The 20,220-nt window shown below is 63.5% G+C and carries 18 protein-coding genes; 11 read left to right on the top strand and 7 right to left on the bottom strand.

What is annotated here, in order from left to right:
• The first annotated feature begins 51 nt into the window (after window positions 1-51).
• Window positions 52-1,743, top strand: coding sequence for an SIR2 family protein (locus AWC08_RS24625; protein WP_142283789.1), 1,692 nt, complete (start codon window positions 52-54; stop codon window positions 1,741-1,743).
• Between the two features lie 289 nt (window positions 1,744-2,032).
• Here the strand turns inward: AWC08_RS24625 and AWC08_RS24620 are convergent, their stop codons facing one another.
• Window positions 2,033-2,401 (bottom strand): hypothetical protein, encoded by a 369-nt coding sequence (locus tag AWC08_RS24620; protein WP_065137572.1) that lies wholly within the window; start codon window positions 2,399-2,401, stop codon window positions 2,033-2,035.
• A gap of 669 nt (window positions 2,402-3,070) precedes the next feature.
• Here AWC08_RS24620 and AWC08_RS24615 point away from each other — a divergent pair.
• The gene (locus tag AWC08_RS24615; protein WP_082986816.1) at window positions 3,071-3,922 is read left to right on the top strand and encodes a lysophospholipid acyltransferase family protein; all 852 of its coding nucleotides are present in this window, start codon (window positions 3,071-3,073) and stop codon (window positions 3,920-3,922) included.
• 422 nt (window positions 3,923-4,344) lie between these two features.
• Here the strand turns inward: AWC08_RS24615 and AWC08_RS24610 are convergent, their stop codons facing one another.
• Window positions 4,345-5,184, bottom strand: coding sequence for an SDR family NAD(P)-dependent oxidoreductase (locus tag AWC08_RS24610; RefSeq protein ID WP_065137573.1), 840 nt, complete (start codon window positions 5,182-5,184; stop codon window positions 4,345-4,347).
• A complete protein-coding gene (locus AWC08_RS24605) occupies window positions 5,181-5,519 on the bottom strand; it encodes a hypothetical protein (RefSeq protein WP_065137574.1) in 339 nt (112 codons plus the stop codon). The genes AWC08_RS24610 and AWC08_RS24605 overlap by 4 nt, the downstream gene beginning before the upstream one ends.
• A 211-nt stretch (window positions 5,520-5,730) precedes the next feature.
• On the opposite strand from AWC08_RS24605, the gene AWC08_RS24600 reads away from it, so the two are divergent.
• Window positions 5,731-6,558, top strand: coding sequence for a MerR family transcriptional regulator (locus AWC08_RS24600; protein ID WP_065137599.1), 828 nt, complete (start codon window positions 5,731-5,733; stop codon window positions 6,556-6,558).
• Window positions 6,559-6,585: 27 nt separating this feature from the next.
• On the opposite strand, the gene AWC08_RS24595 is transcribed toward AWC08_RS24600, so the two are convergent.
• From AWC08_RS24595 to AWC08_RS24590, 3 genes are all read right to left on the bottom strand, one after another.
• A complete protein-coding gene (locus AWC08_RS24595) occupies window positions 6,586-7,077 on the bottom strand; it encodes a TspO/MBR family protein (RefSeq protein WP_065137600.1) in 492 nt (163 codons plus the stop codon).
• Window positions 7,078-7,616: 539 nt separating this feature from the next.
• Window positions 7,617-7,787 carry a hypothetical protein gene (locus AWC08_RS36780; RefSeq protein ID WP_156781530.1) on the bottom strand — a complete coding sequence of 57 codons (171 nt, stop codon included), beginning with the start codon at window positions 7,785-7,787 and terminating at the stop codon, window positions 7,617-7,619.
• 334 nt (window positions 7,788-8,121) lie between these two features.
• Complete coding sequence (locus tag AWC08_RS24590; protein WP_082986817.1) at window positions 8,122-9,417, bottom strand: PucR family transcriptional regulator; 1,296 nt, start codon at window positions 9,415-9,417, stop codon at window positions 8,122-8,124.
• Between the two features lie 312 nt (window positions 9,418-9,729).
• Here AWC08_RS24590 and AWC08_RS24585 point away from each other — a divergent pair, with 312 nt between their 5' ends.
• A complete protein-coding gene (locus AWC08_RS24585; protein ID WP_065137575.1) occupies window positions 9,730-11,241 on the top strand; it encodes an aldehyde dehydrogenase family protein in 1,512 nt (503 codons plus the stop codon).
• Window positions 11,242-11,385: 144 nt separating this feature from the next.
• On the opposite strand, the gene AWC08_RS24580 is transcribed toward AWC08_RS24585, so the two are convergent.
• Window positions 11,386-13,041, bottom strand: a complete 1,656-nt coding sequence (locus AWC08_RS24580; RefSeq protein WP_065137602.1) for a long-chain fatty acid--CoA ligase — start codon at window positions 13,039-13,041, stop codon at window positions 11,386-11,388.
• 254 nt (window positions 13,042-13,295) lie between these two features.
• On the opposite strand from AWC08_RS24580, the gene phaZ reads away from it, so the two are divergent.
• The 7 genes from phaZ (at window position 13,296) to AWC08_RS24545 (ending at window position 20,145) form a co-directional block, all read left to right on the top strand.
• The gene (gene phaZ, locus AWC08_RS24575) at window positions 13,296-14,117 is read left to right on the top strand and encodes a poly(3-hydroxyalkanoate) depolymerase (RefSeq protein WP_065137576.1); all 822 of its coding nucleotides are present in this window, start codon (window positions 13,296-13,298) and stop codon (window positions 14,115-14,117) included.
• A 93-nt stretch (window positions 14,118-14,210) separates the two neighbouring features.
• The gene (locus tag AWC08_RS24570; protein ID WP_082986818.1) at window positions 14,211-15,260 is read left to right on the top strand and encodes a PDR/VanB family oxidoreductase; all 1,050 of its coding nucleotides are present in this window, start codon (window positions 14,211-14,213) and stop codon (window positions 15,258-15,260) included.
• A complete protein-coding gene (locus AWC08_RS24565; protein WP_065137578.1) occupies window positions 15,257-16,288 on the top strand; it encodes an aromatic ring-hydroxylating oxygenase subunit alpha in 1,032 nt (343 codons plus the stop codon). Before AWC08_RS24570 ends, AWC08_RS24565 begins: the two co-directional genes overlap by 4 nt.
• Complete coding sequence (locus tag AWC08_RS24560) at window positions 16,285-17,142, top strand: SDR family oxidoreductase (protein ID WP_082986820.1); 858 nt, start codon at window positions 16,285-16,287, stop codon at window positions 17,140-17,142. The genes AWC08_RS24565 and AWC08_RS24560 overlap by 4 nt, the downstream gene beginning before the upstream one ends.
• Before the next feature lie 95 nt (window positions 17,143-17,237).
• On the top strand, window positions 17,238-18,527 hold the full coding sequence (locus AWC08_RS24555; RefSeq protein WP_065137580.1) for a cytochrome P450: 1,290 nt from the start codon (window positions 17,238-17,240) through the stop codon (window positions 18,525-18,527).
• Window positions 18,528-18,570: 43 nt separating this feature from the next.
• Window positions 18,571-18,969 (top strand): SCP2 sterol-binding domain-containing protein, encoded by a 399-nt coding sequence (locus AWC08_RS24550; RefSeq protein WP_065137581.1) that lies wholly within the window; start codon window positions 18,571-18,573, stop codon window positions 18,967-18,969.
• Between the two features lie 27 nt (window positions 18,970-18,996).
• On the top strand, window positions 18,997-20,145 hold the full coding sequence (locus AWC08_RS24545) for an NAD(P)-dependent alcohol dehydrogenase (RefSeq protein WP_372513492.1): 1,149 nt from the start codon (window positions 18,997-18,999) through the stop codon (window positions 20,143-20,145).
• Window positions 20,146-20,220: the final 75 nt, after the last annotated feature.

The raw sequence follows: 20,220 nt of genomic DNA, 5'->3' as shown, positions 1-20,220 counted from the left end.
GAAGGGTCTTGTTCGGTTAGGCCTGGAGGGCCGGAGATCGATTCGCATGACGTGGCTGTTGCCGAGAGTGCGCCGCCTGCAGTCTTAGATGAGTTGGTGCGCGCTGGTGTGGGTGTGCATCAACTGAGCGATTTTGTTGCGATTTGGGCGGCTCAGAAAGCATCGTTCGGGTGGTTTTTCGGTGCCGGTATTTCAGCTTCGGCGGGTGTGCCGACGGCTACGGCGGTGCGGGATCGGCTGTTGTGTGAGCGTTACGCCATTGAGCACCAACTTGTTCGGCAGGGCTTCGACGAGTCGGATCCGACGGTGTTGCGGAGGGTGCACCATTATTTCGACGGGCGCAACGGCATGCCCACGTTGGGCAGTGACGGCGACTACTCCGCGGCCTTTGAATTGGTCATGCCGGATGAGGCGGCGCGCAAACGGTACTTGGAGGACTTGTTCGGTGGAGCGCATCCGGGTTTCGGGCATCGAGTCCTGGGTGGCTTGTTGGTCGCGGGCTACTGCAATTTGGTCATCACCACGAATTTTGACCCGCTGATCGAGCAGGGCTTCACTGATGCGTTGCGTCGGGGCACAGTTACAGGAGAGCGTGTTGACAGGGACGAATTGAACGTCGCGGGTTTGGAGTCGTCGGCGCGTGCTCGGGTGGCTTTCCAGTCGCAGCGGTGGCCATTGGCGGTCAAGCTGCACGGGGACTTCCGGGAGCGTCGGTTGATGAACACCGAGCCGGAACTTCGTGAGCAGGATAGGGACTTGCGGAGCTTTGTAATCGATGCGAGCCGCACCTTCGGGATTGTGGTGTGTGGTTACAGCGGCCGAGATGCGTCGGTAATGAAGATGTTCCGCACGTCTGCGTCCGTCCCGGATGCGTGGCCTCAAGGCTTCTGGTGGATGGTGCGTAGCCCCGATGCGGTACCAAACTCAGTGCGGGACTTGCTGCTGGAGTTGGCGTCGAAGGGTGTGGCAGCGCACCTAGTGGTTGCGCACAGTTTCGACGAGACGATGGGCGCGATCGCTCGGCACGCGGTGGTAGAGCCGCAGATGCGTCGCTACCTGGATGAATTACGCCCACGGGGTCGGGTCGTCGCGTCAGCTCTGCCGAAACCGTCTAGACGGTGGCCGGTACTGCGGTTCAACGCCTTACCCATCGCGGCAGCCCGCATCGAGGTGGCTCGCGTCGCAATTCCTGCTGGCTGGCGCCGCTCGGACGCGAGAGCGGCACTGCGACCGCGACCGAAATGGCCCGTGGTGGTCTGCGGACCGGGGGAGGTGCTCACTCTGGGCGACGCTGATGACGCGCGGTCGGACCTTGCATTTGCCGGGGTGCAGCGCGGGCTCGCTCCGCCCGGGGAGGTGGGCACCGCAGGGATCAATCCCCTTGCGGTCGACGCGCCGCCACATCACCACCGCGTGCTGGTGCAAGCGATCGCGAAGATGCTCAGTGAGACGTTGCCCGTCCGTATGCAGACCAGCAAGAGCGGATCTGCGCGACTGATCGTGCAGGCCCCGCGCCAGGGCGAGCCCAGCCAACTTCGCGACCGTGCGCAAGCAATTGCGGACTGCGTACGGGGAGGCACTCTACGGGGACTCGCCCGCCCAATGTGGCCTCAAAGACGGCAAGCGGCGCCGGTTCGCGGAGGAAGTGGGTCTCGACTTCGACATTCAGGCAGATCGCGCGTGGCTGCTCTTTCGACCGCACACGTGGGTCGAACCGCCGCAGATTCCCGTCGCGGATCGTGACATTGACCCGGCGACCCCGTGGGTGCCGCGACGCAGCCTCCATGGCGGCAGGCCCGGAAGGACACTCGGGGACGACACTCAAATCCTGCGTGGCCAGCTGAAACCCCGCACACCGGCACTTCGGACAAGTCACTTTCCGGACCCACCAGCAACTACCTTACAACGACACCGAAACGGGCCCCTTGACACAGAGAGGCGCCACTACGACGAGCTCACCTCACTATCGGAGATAGCCGGACCTCATCGGAGCAATGAGCAGGTCCAGGCGGCGCCCCCGCGGCGGGCGCGACTACGCCTGACCCAAACTCGGCCGGTACTGAGCCGCCTCGGCCTCGGCAGCAAGCAATGCCCCCAGCTCACCCTCCTGCTGGGCGACAAACACACCGATCACCTGCCGGCATACCTCCGGCACGCTCACCCCACGCATATCGGCGATACGTTTCAGCCCGACGAGCATTGACGTAGACACGTGAAACTGCACAGCGAACTGACCGCACGAACCATCCTCAGGCGGCGACCCCGGACCCACCACCACAGGTTCATCCACCCCGTACTCGTCCACCTCGGCCCGCCGAGCTCGCTCAACAACCCCACCACCGGCGCCGCCACCAACGCCGTCGGCCGGGTCCCGGAACTCCTCATGACTGAACAAACCCATTCCGCCAACGCTAGACCTCGCAGGATTCCCAGGCCGCCAACCAAGCGACGCCGTTCGCAAGAGACCTAGGCAGGCGAAGCGGGCACCGTACGGTTCTCGGATTCGCCATGAAAAGTGGAGACCCTCTCGCCACTTGACCGGTAACTCACCGAAGCCGACCGGGGTTTCTGCAACAAAGATTGACGGGGTATGGAAGTAATCGATCCTTTGTCATAGTGGCCCGACTTGTCGATCTTCCCTGAATCTCGACAACCCGCTGCTGTCGGGACAGTTCGGGCCCGTTGCGTCTATTGCCACGGTAGAACCCCCGTCGCTGCCGAGCGCACCCATTGAGGAGGTGCCGCACACTGAATTGATGGACACGATGTGGCTGCGAAACCGAGTCTTCGGCAGGGGACTCGACTCGGAGTGAGTATCGGGGTACTCGAGTTTCGCCGTGGCGACCGCGACGTTGTCGGGGGACGCGACTCTCGATAGCGCGGGCTGGACCGCATGGTGTGCGGAAATCACCTGGACTGCGAGACAAGCCTCGGCTGAAACAACACGAGACACACCGAGGATCTACCCGCCGAACTGAAGATTGTTCAGTATCGAGATGCCCAATGGTCTTTGAATCCTTGACGATACTGTTGTCCTTCAGTTCCTGCTGAGGCGAAAGGTGTCTAGCCGATGGCGCTTGAGGAAGATCGCGACGAAGTCGAGGAACTTGCGGATGCGCTGCTCGCCGCAGTCGAACGGAGCGCCGGGGACGGGGACTCCGGCTTGGACAAGGCCCTCGGGGCGTTCCGTCGCCGGGCAATCGAATTCGTGCGACGCTACAACCGACTGCAGATCGACTTTGAGACCGAGACATTCAACGGCCCCGTACTTTTCGTCGCCAACCACGGATTCGGCGGGATTTTCGATCTTAATGTGCTGGCCACCGGTGCCGCGCTGGAGGACCTGGCGCTGGACCGACCGGTCACCTTCCTCACCCATCAACTGGCATGGACTCTGGGCGTGGGGCCGCTGGTCGAACAACTCGGGGCCCGGCCCGCCAGTCACGAAAGTGCGCGCCAGGCATTCGAAGAAGGCCACCACGTCGTTGTGTTCCCCGGCGGAGACCTCGACGCCTTCAAGCCTTTCTCCGACCGCAATCAGGTCATCTTCGGCGGCCGCAGCGGCTTCGCGCGACTGGCCCTCGAACAGCAGGTGCCGATCGTCCCAGTCGTCACCGCGGGCGCCGGCGAGTCGTTGCTCGTGCTCGCCGACGGTGAACGACTTGCCCGCGTCCTGCGGCTGGACAAGCTGTTCCGGATGAAGGCGCTGCCGATCTCCCTCTCACTGCCGTGGGGACTGAGCGTCGGCGGGGTGGGACTCCTCCCGTACTTGCCGCTTCCCACCAAACTGCGCACGCGGGTACTTCCGGCCACTCAGGCGCGGCCGGGTGAGGATGCCGAACTCTTCGCTAAGCGAATTCACACCGCGATGCAGGACGCGCTGACCGAGATGACCGATAACCGACGGCCCCTTATCGGTTGAAGAACCCCCTGCCGCCTCAAGGTCAAAAAAGTTTCGCTCCAACGTAATTCGAAACCAATGTCGACGTCGAAGCTTGGTGAGCGGCAGCGACGGACTCGGCCCGCCAACCGCAGTCGTGGCACGTTCGAGCCGCGTCGTGGCAGCAGCGTTCTCGCTCAACACATTTGGACCCAGCCCAACCGTTTGCCGTGAGCTGGGCTCGACTATTGCCAGTCAGGTCTTCGCCCGCAATAGAACGGCGTTGCCGAAACAGTGACACAGCAGCAACGCATGCCGACAGTCGACCACGCGCCGGCTTGATGCCGACCATCGAGATCTACTTGGTGGGGCCGCGCGCCACACCCGACGCGCCGGCGCCGGTGAGCTGGTGTCCTGTGAGATCGGCTGGCCGGGTTGGGTGTGTGTCTCGCTCCGGCGGCCGATCAGGTGGGGAAATCTGCGCTGCGAGAAAGGCTTTGGTTGACCCGGATGTCGGCCAGGGTCTGTTCCAGGGTGTCGATCACGGCGTCGTATCCGCTATTGCCCAGGACCAGCCGGCGGGGCGGCGGATCTTGAGCCATCGCCGCGATCACCGCACGGGCACCGCGGCGCGGATCGCCGGGCTGCACGCCGTCCATCTCAACGAAGGCGGCGCGGACCTGCTCCAGCATGTCGTGATATTGCGGAATCGCCTCCGCTACAGGCTCATTCGCAAAGCCGGCGTAGGCGTTCGTGCGGAACGCTCCTGGTTCCACAGCCAAGACGGAGATGCCCTGTGCGGCGACCTCGTCGCGCAGGGCATCGGTAATGGCTTCGATGGCGAACTTCGTCGCACTGTAGTAGCCAAATCCGGGCGCTGATACAAGCCCGGCCACCGAGGACACGTTGACGATCCACCCGTTTCCGCGGGCGCGCATCCCCGGCAGCACCGCACGTGTTACCGACAGCACTGCGAAGAAGTTCAGTTCGAACATTGCCCGCACCGAGGATTCGCCCATGCCCTCGATCGATCCGTACCAACCGCGGCCGGCGTTGTTGACCAGCACGTCGATGCCGCCGAAATGCTCCTCTGCGGCATGCACCGCACGCTGCACCTGGGCCGCGTCGGTGAGTTCTAGTGGCACGACGAGAAGGCGCTCGCCGTACTGGTTGGCCCACGTCGCCAACTCGTGCGGGCGCCGGGACGTGAGCGTCACGCGGTCACCGGTCTCCAGCGCCGCCTCGGCGAACGCCACTCCGAAGCCGCCGGGTGTGCCCCCGGTGATGAACCATCTTTTGCTCATGGTTCGATCACCAACCGGCTGATCGACGTGCCGTCCAGCGTGAAGCGGTAGTGCAGATCGGCGACCCCGCCGGGGAAGTTGCCTTCCAGGTGCTGCCCGACGTCAACGGTCGTGTCGGTCGTGGTCGCGCCGGTGAACTCGGAGGTGTAGGTGTACTCGCCGGCCGCGGCGGTCAGCCAAGCCCCGATTTCGTGACGGCCCGTGTAGTCGCGGCCTTCGTCGGTCACGATGGCATCGGCGGTGAACGTGTCGACCGCTCGACCGTCCTCTGGGGTGGTGAGTGCGGTCATGAATGTCTTGATGGTGTCCGGGAGCGCATCCCATTCTGTGGTCATGACCCCACGGTGGGGCTTCCCCTAAGGGGAAGGTCAACCGTGGACCGGTGAATGCGTGCCCGTACCCCAACAGCCAGGCCCCCGGTTCCCCAGGGAAGCCACTGACGGGACTGGACCTTCGGACTCACGCCGCAATGTTGACCTTGCCCTAGGGGGAGACTGCAGGATGGCCTCACCCTTACGCATGCGGCGGAACGCAGAGGAGGATGCCATGGGCGCACGGGTCTCGATCGGTGACTTCGCCGTGATGACCAGCTTGAGCAGGAAGGCGCTCCGGCACTACCACGACATAGGCATTCTCGAACCAGCCCACATCGATTCTCACACCGGCTACCGCTTCTACGACACCAGCCAGGTCGATCATGCACACATCATCCGCCGGTTCCGATCGCTCGGCATGTCTATTCCCGACATCAAGGCGCTGCTGAGCACTGACGACGCCGCGGCTCGCACCGAGATCATCACCACTCATCTCGAACAGATGGAGGTGCAGCTGCAACAAACTCGTGACGCCGTTGGAGCGCTGCGCGAGTTGCTTGCTCCCGTTGGCGCCCCCGCCCACGTGGAAGTGCATCACAAGCCAGCGCTCGCCGTCTGGTCCATCGGCGCCACCATCGAGGTTTCCGAGATTGACAACTGGTTCGGAGTGTCGCTGAGGACTTTGCGCGACGCAGTTGAGACGGCGGATAGCGCACCTCTGGGGGTCTCGCCGGGTGGCCTCTACGACCGTGCGCTGTTTCTTGAATCACGCGGCGAGGCAACCCTCTTCGTCCCGGCGCCGCATTCCGCGCACCCCCCGGAAGGGGTACGTGCCGAGGTCCTGCCTCCGGCCGAGTTCGCGGTGCTCACGCACTCCGGTGGACACGAAGGCATCGACCGCAGCTACGGGGCTCTGGGACGATATGTGAACGAGCATCTGATCAGCAACCAGGGCCCGATCCGCGAACACTACATCGGTGCCACGCCCTCAGCTCCGACAACGTTCACCGCCACAGAAATCTGTTGGCCGATCTTCAGCACCACCCCGTCGGCAGAATGACAGCAGTCCGCGGCCAGCTGAGGCGTCTCACTTGTTGAGTTGCCACACCGCCAGGTTCAGGCAGAGCGCGAAGGTGGTCCAGAGAAGGTAGGGCACCAGCAACCATCCGGCGACCGGGCTGCGGCGAAAGAACAACACCACAGTGGCGCCCAAGACCACCCAGAGGATCGCGATGTCGACCAATGCGATTCCGCGCCAGCGCAGTCCGAAGAACAGCGGGGTCCAGGCCGCATTGAGGGCCAACTGCGCGGCGTACGTGGCGAGCCCACTGCGGGTCGCGCTCAAGGGTCCGCTGCGCCACACCAACCAGGCCGCCACCGCCATCAGCGCATAGAGGGTGGTCCATACCGGCCCGAACAGCCACGACGGTGGCGCCCACGACGGTTGTCGCAGGCGGCCATACTGCTGGGCGCTGTTGGCGGCGAGCCCACCCACCCCGGCGGTCAGCATGACCGCCAGCAACGACAAGCCCAGCGCGACGAAGTTCTTCGCTCCCCGCTGGTTGGCGGCATCTACCATGGGACCACCGTAACGACCGAGTTCGCCCGCCAGCGGCCGGGTGAGGGGCTGATGTGGAGCATCATCGACGTTGACCGCGACCCGGTTCTGCGCCATAGCCCACGCAGAGGGGCACCCAGCCATACATTCTCCGCGTGGAGGTCCGAGGTGAGGAAGGCCCGAAGACGGCCGACCCGATCACCGACCGCTTTCCGCTGCGCGGCGCGCTCGTCGGCGCTAATCGAGTTGCCGAACTGACCTAGAAGGACCGGGCGATGGGGCGCGCCCTGGCGACGCAACCAACAGGATGGTCAACTCGCTGAGCGGCATCACCGAACGCATCCCGCGCCGGCGGTCGACGCGGACGGCTGTGCGTGCGTAGCGCACCGTGGACCGGGACGCCGTCGAACAGTGAGCCGAACCCCGGCCTATTGATCGACGCCGAAGCTCCGGCTTCTGAACCGCCAAAGCTCAGGCACGGCAGCGCCTTTGAGGCAACCCGCCAGGCACGGGGACAACTCCACCCGCATCAGCCGCATCGTGTGACACTTCAGACGACCCTATGCCGCCGCGGGCTGTATGCCGGTGCCGACCGCCTGCGGCTTTTGGTTCACTGAACGCCAATCACGGTAATCGTGCCAGGCGGTCACGAGACCGGGGACGAGCACCGGGCTAAATATCGCCAGGCAGAAACCGATGATGGTGAGGTAGCTGCCGATGATTGCCAACATATTTGTCGCCTCAATTCTAAGTCGAGTGGTCAGATGAGCTGTGCTCTGTGAGAAGCTCTTGTTCAATTCGTCGCAAAGCTATCCGCACCACAGCACAGAGACGATGTGTCCAAGAGCCCAAACTGTTGTCCTGCGGGGACAAACGCCGGGGTCGCTGCTAATCCGAGTCCGCGAAGTTCCGTCGACGCCCAAGCTTGGTGAGCGGCAGCGACGGGCCCGGCCCGCCAACCGCAGTCGTGGCACATTAGAGCCGCGTCGTGGCAGCAGCGTTCTCGCTCAACACATTTGGATCCGGCCCAACCGTTTGCCGTGAGCTGGGCTCGACTATTGCCAGTCAGGTCTTCGCCCGCAACAGGACGGCGTTGCCGAACCAGTGACACAGCAGCAACGCAAGCTCGACGTCAAGCCGATCGTTTGCGATCCCACGTCCGCGCCTAGTCAGCGCCCGCCCCACCCGGTACTTGACCGTATTGAAGTGTAAAACCAACTCTTCAGCGGCAAGCTTGTAACTAGCGCCGCAGTTCAGAAACACTCGCAGTGTGTCGCGCAGTAATGCGTCGTTATCCGTCGGGCTGGCCAGTTTGCCGAGCACATCGGTGACCCACTCCCGGGCTTGGTCGAGATCTCCGCCGAGAAGCGCGGCGGCCGCTAATCCTGGGTCGCTACTGGCCAGCGCAACGGCGCTTGACTTTCCGCAAGCCAGAGCGAGGGTCCGCGCAGTCTCGGCCTGGTCGTGCGATCGACGAAATCCGTCGACACCAGGGGCGAGCGAACCCATCGTCACATTCGGTGATTCTCTGCGTTGCAACGCATATCGCTTCACTGCATCGGTGATCTCGGCCGGCGCGCTTTGAAACGGCAACCATGCCCATGCGCTGGCACGGTCGGTAGCGATAAATAGCGGGGCGGCAGTGGCCTTGACAGCTGCCCCCAACCCCCGCACGAAACGGAGTAAGCGATTCAAGTCATCCGCCTCGGGGCTGGCAACCGGATACCACAACGCCAGCCCCACATGATGCCAATTCAGTGGATAGCGAATCGCGTTGGTAGCCCAATCGGCATCAACATGCGAGCCACCGGCCAAAACTTCTCGAACCCGCAATGCGCGCAAACTGTTGTTGGACTCGAGCCACCGCTCCCGCTCCTCCTCGTAGATGGCGATAATCTGCTGGGACATCCAATCGACGTAGATGAAGAGCATCTCCGTGATCGCCTCCACCACACTGACTCGTGATTCGGGCGCGATATCGATGCTGTGCAGCTCCCCGAAGACCAGGTGAGTGAGTCGTCGCTGCCCCAAACGGTATCCGCGGATCAGTGCCGTCAGTGGCACTCCTTGTTGAGCAAGACGTCGAGTGTGCTCGATCGCCGCGGTCGGCGCTCGCACGTCGTGGACCGAAATGTTGTGGCGCAGTGCGTAAAGGATGGTTTCCACATTGCCCTGAATGGCGTCGTCCAAGAGTGCTATCTGCGACTCGTCACGCGTCTCGGGAATCATTTCGGGAATCTCTTCGCGAACCGACACCTCAATCAGCGAGACCGCATCGGGCACCTTGTCGACGAGGCGCGCCGCAAGCTCGGCGACGCACCGCTCCACATCGCCGGCCCGTGTATTCATCACAGTGTTCATACATTCCCCGAAACACGCCGGACATCGCTGACCGGGAAGGCCCCGGAAAGGGGAGTTTCGCGGCCGTTGCGCGCAGATCGCTCGGCATCGGCCCGTCGCCGAGCGAAACGTACCGCCTCAATAGCTCGTGCCACACCTGTACGAACGGGGTGCTTTTATCTCCTTATTGGAGCGCTGTGTGCGGCCGGCATAGGCAGGGGTCCGGCCGCTTCTTGCGACAGAGCTATCCGAACACTCCGTTCGAGCGATGGTGCGTGCCAGGGCTCGACGGTTCACTGAATTCATCGGGAATCACCAGACGCTGAGGTGGCAATGAACATCAAGCACTATCAAATGCTCATCGACGGCAAGCACGTCGACGCCGACGAGATGGACGAGATAATCGACCCAGCAACTGAAGAACTGTATGCGACGATCGCCAGGGGGACGGTCGAGCACGCCGACGCCGCAGTTGCCGCGGCGCGGGCTGCGTTCGAGTCGGGTACGTGGTCGCGGCTGGCCCCCAGCGAACGGTCGCGCATCATGACTAATATCGCCGACCGGATCGGGCAGGAGATCGACGATCTGGTCGAGCTCGAGATCCACACCAACGGAGCTACGGTGCGGCAGGCGACGGTGTTCCATGTGGGTTATGCCGCCCCTCATTTTCTCTATTTCGCTGAGCTTGCAGCCTCCTACGAATGGCAGCGACAGGTACCTACGGCGGCCTACCCGACGCTGTCAACGAATGTCCTGCACCGCGAGCCCATCGGAGTGTGCGCCGCAATCGTGCCGTGGAACTTTCCGTTGCTCCTTGGCATTTGGAAGATCGGGCCCGCGCTGGCGGCCGGCAACTCGATCGTCGTCAAACCCGACGAGAAGACGCCTTTGACGCTCCTACGCCTCTGCGAGATCGCACAAGAGTGCGGTGTTCCCGACGGGGTGATCAACCTCGTTACCGGGCCCGGGCCCGAGGTCGGTGCGCGGCTGGCCGAACACCCCGATGTCGACAAGGTCGCATTCACCGGATCGACCGCGGTCGGACGCGAAATCATGCGGCTGGCCTCCGGCACCGTCAAGAAGGTGTCACTCGAGCTCGGCGGTAAAGGCGCGCAGGTGCTGTTGGACGACGCCGATCTCGACGTGGCTATCGACGGTGCGCTCTTTGGCTGCATGTTGTACTCGGGCCAGATCTGCGAATCGGGCACCCGGTTGCTCGTCCCTGACGACATGTACGACCAAGTAGTCGACCGGCTGGTCGACCGCGCATCGGCACTGAAACTCGGCGATACCACCGACCTTGATACCGACGTCGGTCCGGTCATTTCGGCCAGACAGCGTGACCGGGTACTCACCTTCGTCGACGGCGCGAAGCACGATGGCGCCAAAGTCGTTCTGGGGGGCGGGGTTCCATACGGAGATCGTTTCACCAAGGGGTACTGGATCGAACCGACGATTCTTACCGAGGTCAACAACGACATGGACGTGGCCAGGGAGGAGATTTTCGGCCCGGTCCTGTGCGTCCTGCGATACTCCGACGAGGCAGACGCGATTCGCCAGGCCAATGACTCTCCATATGGGTTGAGTGCCGGGGTCTGGAGTACCGACTATGAGCGGGCCTTGGCAGTCGCGGCGCAGCTTCGGGCAGGCACGGTCTGGATCAACAACTGGCACCAGATCGATCCGGCCCTGCCATTCGGGGGTTACAAGCAAAGCGGACTGGGACGCGAACTGGGACAACACGCGCTCGACGAGTACACCGAGGCCAAGCACGTCCACGTCGACCTCACCCAGACACTCGAACGCCACATCTTCGACGCGTTGCTCTCGGAACCGCCAAGCTGAACATCCGCGGGCGAGCAACGTCGGGTCCCTGCGGGTTTCGCCCGGGGCCTAGGTCGACGCGGATTGGTGCCTATGTGCACGGAAACGTGCGACGCGAAAAGGCGCTGGCCCGCCGGTCATCTCATGCCGGCGGGCCACCGGTCATCAACCCTTCGGCGGCTGCGCCCCCACCGCCCGCCGCCCGGCCAGTCGGCCTTCGGACAGTTGCTTGCGCAGTTGCTTCTTGTCGAATTTGCCCACGCTGGTCTTGGGTACTTCGGTGATGTAGGCGTATTCGTCGGGCAATTGCCACTTGGCGAACTGGCCCTGAAGGTGTGCATTGAGCGCCTCGGGAGTGGTGAGCTCCCCGCTGTTCAGGACAACACATGGCAGGGGCCGCTCAGTCCAGCGCTCGTCCGGCTTTGCGATGACGGCAGCTTCCAAGACTGAAGGATGAGACATCAGCGCATTCTCCATCTCGATGGAGGAAATCCATTCTCCGCCAGACTTAATGACGTCCTTGGTGCGATCGGTGATCTGAATGTAGCCAAGCGCGTCGATCGTCGCGACATCGCCGGTCCGTAGCCAGCCGTCGTGAAACTTGTCTTCGCCGGCCTGCTCGTCGAGGTAGTAACCCGACGCTATCCATGGCCCGGCCAGCTCGAGTTCCCCGGATTGCTCGCCATCCCAGGGAAGTTCACGACCAGCGGCATCGACGATGCGAGCCTCAACAAGGGGTGTGATGCGGCCGGTCTTGGCTCGGTAACGCCAATACTCCGCACCGCTCGCGCCGGCCGGGGCTTCGGCGATCGCGACCAGCGGGCTTGTCTCGGTCATGCCGAATCCCTGCACCAGCGGAACGCCGAAGGCTTCCTCGAATCGCTGCATCAGCGACAGCGGGACGGCGGCGCCGCCGCAGGCGACCCGCCGAAGCGATGCCAAGGCCTGCGGTTCGAGTGCCGTCCTGCGCAAGACGTCACTCCAGATGGTCGGGACGGCCGCGGCGAAGGTGACCGCTTCGGCGGAGATCAGCTTGACCAACGGGTCGGCCTGCAGGAAACGGTTGGGCATCACCAGTGCGGCGCCCAACATGCCGCACGTATAGGGCAGACCCCAGGCGTTGGCATGGAACATCGGGACCACCGGCAACACCCGGTCGGTGGACCGCACGTCAAGGGTGTCGGTGAGGCATTCGGCCATGGCGTGCAACACCGTTGAGCGGTGCCCGTAGAGCACACCCTTCGGATTGCCGGTCGTCCCGCTGGTGTAGCACAAGCTTGCCGCGGCGGTGCCTTCGATCGCGGGGTAATCGAAACCATCGGCCTGGCCCGCGAGCAACTCCTCGTAGTCAACCGCCCTGGGCAGCCGGACCGCGTCGACGGACCCGCCGATGACGACGAACTGTTCGACGACATCGATCGCAGGAAGAATGCGTTCGAGCTGAGGAAGCAATGAGTCGTCGACGATAATCACGCGGTCCTGGGCGTGATTGATGACGTAGACGAGTTGCTCGTCGGATAGTCGGATGTTGAGCGTGTGCAGGACCGCGCCCATGCACGGCACTGCGAGATACGCCTCGAGGTGCTGCTGGTTGTTCCACGCGAAGGTAGCCACGCGATCACCTGGGCGAATCCCCATAGCCTGCAGAGCATTAGCTAGCCGGTCGGCCCGTCGTACTACCTCGCCGTAAGTGGTGCGAGCCACCGATCCCTCGGCATCGAGCATCGTCACCACCTCGACACCGGAGTGCATCGTCCGCATGCGCCGCATGACGTGTTGAATCGTCAGCTCGAATTCGTTCTGAACCAGCGATTGCACCATCGGGATCCTCGTTTCCACGCGAAGGCGGCCGACTACCGGTACCGCCATGAGATGGACGCGCTGCTGTGAACAGACCGCGCGCATCAATAACCACGCTAGAAACCCATAGGCTGCCCGGCGATCTCCCGTTCGTGGGAACAGCCTCTGCCATCTGGTTCGGTGAGCTGCCTGGCGGTTGCTGGTGCAGGTAGCGTCCGCGCTTGACAAACAACGCAGGGCGGCCGCACGCGGTACAGCTGCGCAGAGAGGAAACAATGGAAATCGCCCGTGAACAGACTGGTTCGGATCTCGACACGAGAGTTATCGACATCGACGGGCATCAGTTGCGCGTCGCTGTCCGGGAAGGGACGTCCGACCGGCCACCATTGTTGCTGCTCAACGGTTTAGGGGTGCGCATCGAGGGTCTTCAACCCTTCGTCGATGCGCTGAGCCCGGACGCCGGTGTCATCCGCTTCGACGTGCCGGGCACTGGTGAGTCGTCCACCCCGAGACTGCCGTACCGCATGTGGCAGGTCGCGCGACTGACCGGCCATCTGCTCGATGTGCTCGACGCTCCGGTGGTCGACGTGTTAGGCGTTTCGTGGGGCGGAGCTTTGGCGCAGCAGTTCGCATTTCAGCATCGCCGGCGGTGCCGGCGATTGATCCTGGTGAGCACTGCGGCGGGCGCGTTCATCCCTGGTCGCCCACAAGTCGTGCGGGAAATGTTGACGCGCCGCCGGTTTGACGATCCTGAGCATGCCCGCGACGTGGCGCCCATGATTTACGGCGGCAAGGCCCGCACGGCCGGTCAGGCCCCGCCTCTGTTCAACCATATGCGAAATGACAGGCGTGGGTTGTTTTTTCAGCAACTGGCTGTACTGGGTTGGACCAGCATCCCCTTCGCGCGAATGATCCGGCAGCCGACGCTGGTTCTGAGCGGCGACGACGATCCCATCCTGCCGCCGTTGAATGGCAAGCTACTGCGATCGCTGATTCCGAATGCGCACCTGCATCTTTTCAAGGACGGTCACCTCGGATTGCTCACCAGCGCGGACGAATTGGCACCGCTGATCGAAAGTTTTCTCGATCAGCCCTGACCTCGATCAGGTTGTCAACGCCCAGCCTCGCGGTCGGTCCCGGCGAGATCGGAGCGTCCGCCCCCCGATCGAGGGACGTGGGTCCATCTTCTGATGGCTGGTCCGGCGCTGGCGGGCGGACGAAGCTCGATCCAGACGGTTAGCACCGACAGAAGTAAAGGAGTTGGGGTGAGCCAAGTCCCGCAAATGCAGGAGCGAACGGTCGAACTGATCGTCGCTTCGCGTGAAGTACTGGCCGACGATGTCGTAGGCCTCGTACTTGAAGACCCCAACGGGGCGGAGTTACCGGATTGGAATCCGGGTGCACACATCGACCTGTTACTGACCGACACGTTGGTGCGTCAGTACTCACTGTGCTCGAGTCCCAGTGACCTCCGACAATGGAAGGTGGGCGTATTGCTTGACCGCAACGGCCGCGGGGGTTCCAAGCATGTCCATCAGGTCCTCGAAGAAGGTGCCTCTGTTCAGGTGCGGGGGCCCCGTAACCACTTTCCCTTGCAACGCGCCCCGCGCTACCAGTTCATCGCCGGCGGTATCGGCATTACTCCGATCATGCCGATGATTGAGGTAGCCGAGGCCGACGGTGCCGACTGGCACCTGCTCTACGGTGGCCGCCAACGCTCCTCGATGGCCTTCCTGAAGGAACTGTCCCAATACGACGACCGGGTCACCATTTGGCCTCAAGATCAGGACGGCATTCTCGATCTGGCAAGTGTGTTGGCCACCCCGCGCGAGGACACCCTGGTGTACTGCTGCGGACCCGAGCCGCTGCTGAACGCCGTTGAAAAGGCTTGTGAAATCTGGCCACGAGCTGCATTGCACGTCGAACGTTTCGCTGCCAAGCCTGCCGACCAAGCGTCGTCGCAGGACGCGCTCGATGAGTTCGAGGTGGTCTGCCAGCGGTCCGGCATCACCATCGAGGTCGGCGCGGGCGACACGATCATCGACGCGTTGCGGGCCAATGGCGTCAGCATGTTGGCGTCGTGCATGGAGGGTATCTGCGGCACGTGCGAGACGCCGGTGCTCGAAGGAACACCCGATCACCGCGATTCGGTGTTGAACGATGATGAGAAAGCGGAGAACGACTGTCTGATGGTATGCGTCTCACGCTCGCGGACCCAGCGATTGGTGCTCGACATATGAAGACCAACTACCCACAGGACTGCTGGTATGTCGCAGCCACCGGTGACGAGCTCACCGATCGCCCCCTGCGGCGGCGCATCCTGGATCGTCCAATCGTGCTGTATCGCACTACATCCGACGGCGTGGTCGCGCTCGCTGATGTCTGCGGGCATCGCGGCTACCCCCTTTCGCGGGGGCGACTCGTCGGCAACAACATTCAATGCGGCTATCACGGAATGCAATACGACCCCAACGGCGTGTGCGTCCTGGTGCCCTCGCAGCCACAACCGCCCTACGGGGGCTGTGTTGCGCACTACCCGACCCGAGAAGTAGGTCCGTTCGTGTGGATCTGGCTGGGTGAACCCGCGCGCTCCCAGGCGCGTTCGGTTCCCGCGCTACCGTGGCTGACCGGGCCGGGCTGGGCATCCTCGGGTGCGGCTGCTCACGTCGAGGCAAACTACATGCTGCTGCACGAGCACTACCTCGACCTCACCCACATCCCCTGGGTACACCCCGAGGAAACACCTCCGACCGTCGGACACGTGCCGCCGCTCGATGAGATTGAGGTATCGGAGACTGCGGTGACGTTCTCCCGCGAGATTCCGTTGGCCCCCTTGGCGCCGTGGGAAACGCAGGCCACCGGCCTGCCGCCCGCGGGTTACTACCGCCGCCGGCACCACGGCACATTCATCAGCCCCGCCGTACTTGCCGAAGGTTGGGATCTCTACAGCGATCGCGGCGACAAGTTCGGCCACATTCGCATTCAAGCCGTGACCCCCGAGACACCCTCGACCACACATCTGTTCTGGCGGTTCGCCCACGACTACCGATTGGACGACGCCAGCGTGGGTCAACACCTGCACGACGTCTTCGAACACGTCATGCGCGTCGACGTCGACGTCATCGAAACCTTGCAAGCCAATGTCGGCGACGCAGGGGCCGGCCAAGGGTTCAAGGTCGCCGCCGACGCTGGGGTGCTCAAGGCACGAAGCATTGTCGGTTCGATGCTCGACCAGGAGAACCCGCGTCGCGCTCGGTCGTCGCGGTGACGGGCCCCCGCGGGAGCGGCCTCAGCAGGCTATTGGCGCCGGACCTCCTCAAAGAAGCATCGGTATTCATCACCGGCGGTGGTAGCGGCATCAACCTCGGAATCGCTCGATGCTTCGCGCAAGTGGGTGCCAACGTCGCCATCTGTGGCCGTACCCCAGAACGGTTGGACCTCGCGGCGCAAGAACTACGCGGTTTGGGTGCGCGGGTCTTCACGGCAGTGGCGGATGTTCGCGATCCCGATGCGGTTGCCGCGGCAGTCGCGAATGCCGGGGCCGATCTTGGGCCGTTGTCCACGGTCGTCGCCGGAGCGGCGGGCAACTTCATGTCATCCGCAGAATCGATGTCCAGCAAGGGATTCCGTACGGTGGTCGAAATCGACCTGGTCGGCTCGTTTCATGCCGCGCAGGCGGCGTTCGATCAACTCAAGCAGACCCGCGGCAGCGTGTTGTTCGTTTCGGCGGGGCAAGCCGACAGTGCCTACCTCTATCAGGCGCATGTAGGTGCCGCCAAGGCTGGAATCGACAGCCTGATGCGACATTTGGCGATCGAGTGGGGTCCGCTGGGGATCCGTAGCAACGTCATTGTTCCCGGGCCGATCGAGGACACCGAAGGCATGAAGCGACTTGCTGCCCAAGCCGGCCGGCAGGCCTGGACCGACAGCATCGCTCTGGGGCGCTACGGAACGGCCGAGGAGGTCGGCGCGATGGCCGTGGTATTGGCGTCGCCCTTGGCGTCGTTCGTCACCGGAGCGCGCATCGTCGTCGACGGCGGACTGGCGTTGTCGGGCTCGGGCCTCGTCAACCGTGCGATGGCGCAATCGGTGGCCGCCGGACAGGCACCGCAGGTCCGGTGAGTGCGGCCGCTTCTCCGATGGCACCCCCAACGAGAGATGCGGTTGCCCCAAGTGCCGGATCGTCAAGCGGTTTGCTCGATGGCACCGTTCTAGGCATGACCGCAATTGCCGACCATCCCACGATTACCGACCCTGACCTGGACCTGTCGGCCCGGTCGTTTTGGGCGCAGGATTTCGAAACACGCGACAAGGCGTTTGCCCGTTTCCGCAACGAAAACCCTGTCCCGTATCACCGGCCGTACGAGTCCACGTTGCTGCCCCCTCAGGACGACACCCCCGGCTTCTGGTCGGTGACCAAGCACGCCGACTGCCGCTACGTCTCGCGCAATCCCAAGCTCTTCTGCTCCGGCAAGGGCGTCCTCATGGAGGACATGCCCGAAATCGTGATCACGGCCACCGCCTCGTTCCTGGTGATGGACGGCGAGGCGCACCGCAAGTTGCGGGGCATCGTCGAGCAGGCCTTCACCCCCCGCAACGTCCGCAAGCTCACCCAATGGATCGATTGCCATGCCAAGGACCGCCTCGACGAGATCATCGATCGCGGCGAGGGCAACTTCTCCGAGGATTACGCCAAATACGTTCCGGGACGGATCTTTGCGCACTTCTTCGGCCTGGATCGCGACAGCGAAGAACAGCACATCGTGATGGAGGCCGCCGAACGCATGCTGGCCTGGGACGACCCACGCATGGCCCTCGGCCGTGACGCGTTGACCACCCACGCTGAGGAAGCCGAACGCATTCAGGAGATCGCCCTGGCGCAAGCCGAGAAGCGCAAGAAAGAACCCAAGGACGACCTGATGAGCTGGGTCGTCAACGCGGAATTCGAGGGACAGAAACTCGAGGACTGGGAGATCGCCGCGTTCTTCTCCCTGCTTGGTTCGGCAGCCAACGACACCACCCGTCATTCCATCGCCCACGCGGTCCGCCTTTTCTCCCAGCACCCCGACCAGAAGGCCTTGCTCGTGCAGGATCTCGAGGGCCGGGTCGGCATGGCCGCCGAGGAAGTCATCCGCTACTGCACTCCGGTGATGCACTTCCGTCGCACGGCCACCGAGGACGTGCGGATCCGTGACACCGAAATCAAGGAAGGCGAGCACGTAGTGATGTGGTACTGCTCGGCCAACCGTGATCCTGATGCGTTCGACGCACCCGAGAAGTTCAACATCCTGCGCTCCCCGAACGATCACATGGGATTCGGTGCCGGTGGGCCGCACTTCTGCCTCGGGAACGCGCTCGGCCGACAGATGCTGCGGTCGGTACTCACCGAGATCTACACGCGCATACCGGATATCACGCTGACCGGTGAACCTGACTTCCAGATCAACAACTTCATCCATGGCGTGCACGCGCTGCCCGTGAAATGGACACCGCCTACGTCTCGTTGATCGGCGCCCGCCGGTTGATACCAACACCCGCAGGAGAGGAATCATGGGTTACTACACCAATGCCGAGGAGATCTACGAATACCTCGGAGGCGTCTTCCGGGCCGCCAACGACACCGAGGTCGGCTCCAAGCTCAAGGCCGCCGACATCGACCTACAGATCTATTACACCGATCCAGACGCCTCGATGACCGTCCACCTGCGCGAACCGGCCATCGAAGTCGCCGAGGGCGCCGATGACGGCGAGGCTGACGTCAAGCTGTACATGCCGGCCGACATCGGCAACAAGTTTTGGCGCGGCGAATACAACCTTGGCGTCGGCCTGGCCAAGGGACAGGTCAAGGCAAAAGGCCCGGTCAACAAGATCCTCAAGCTGGTGCCGCTGACCAAGCCGCTGTTCCCGGTCTACCGCGACCTGGTGGCCGAAAAAGACGCTGCCCTCTGACCCGCCCCCAAGCTTCAGGAGAATGCGTTGATAGACGCCACCGCCGACATCTGTTCGGCCGCAGCCTATCCGGGCACCCGCACGGCACGTGCGGCGATCCTGCGCGAAGAAGGCCAACCGCTATCGGTCGAGGATGTGGAGCTTGCCGAGTTGGCAGACGACGAGGTGCTGGTGCGCATCGCCGGCGTCGGCATCTGCCACACTGACATCTCCGCCGCCAACGGCATGGTGCCATTACCGTTGCCCGCCGTCCTCGGCCACGAAGGCGCAGGGACAGTCGAAGCGGTCGGAGCCGCAGTCACCACCCTGGTCCCGGGTGACCACGTGGTGCTCAGCTTCGCCTACTGCAACGAGTGTGCCAACTGCAAGAAGACGCCCGCCTACTGCGAACTGTTCGCCCCGCTGAACTACTTCGGTGAACGACTCGACGGCACCGTCACCCTGCGCGCCGGCGAAGAGGAAGTGCACGGCAACTGGTTCGGCCAGTCCTCCTTCGCCAGCCTGGCAATCACCAGCGCGCACAACGCCGTCAAGGTGCCGGACGATCTCCCGCTGGCGCTGCTGGGTCCGTTGGGCTGCGGCCTGCAGACCGGTGCAGGTGCGGTGATGAACGTGCTGCGACCCGAGCGCGGCCAGAGTCTGGCGGTCTTCGGTCTCGGTGCGGTCGGCCTGGCCGCGGTCATGGCCGCCAAGGCGCTCGGCTGCGAACACATCATCGCCGTGGATCTCAACCCGTCCCGACTGGCGACGGCCGCGGCGCTGGGGGCCACGGCCGTCTTCAACCCCGCCAACACCAAGGACCTGGTGTGGGATGTGATGAATGCGGTGCCGAATGGCATCGATTGCTCGCTGGACGCGGTCGGCAACAACACCGTCATCCGTCAAGCGCTCGAAATCCTGCGCTCACCGGGGCACTGCGTCACCGTTGGATTCCAGGGACTGCAGCACGACATCACGATCGACCAAGGGCACCTACTGCTGGGCCGGCGCCTGTCCGGCGTTATCGAGGGCGACGCGGACCCCCAAACCTTCGTGCCCGCCCTGATTCAGCTGTACCGCGACGGGAAGTTCCCGTTCGACAGGTTGATCGAGACATTCCCCTTCGAAAAGATCAACGAGGCTATCGACGCCGCGGTCGGCGGCGATGTCGTCAAACCGGTCGTGGTGTTCGACTGATCAAACATGCCATTGTCGGCGTGGAAGAGCGTGCCGCGATGCTACGGTCTGCTCGTCGGAATACCCGCCGGGAGG

It is taken from the genome of Mycobacterium gordonae (genome assembly GCF_002101675.1).
Lineage (GTDB): Bacteria > Actinomycetota > Actinomycetes > Mycobacteriales > Mycobacteriaceae > Mycobacterium > Mycobacterium gordonae.
This window is presented reverse-complemented; position numbering and strand designations above follow the sequence as displayed.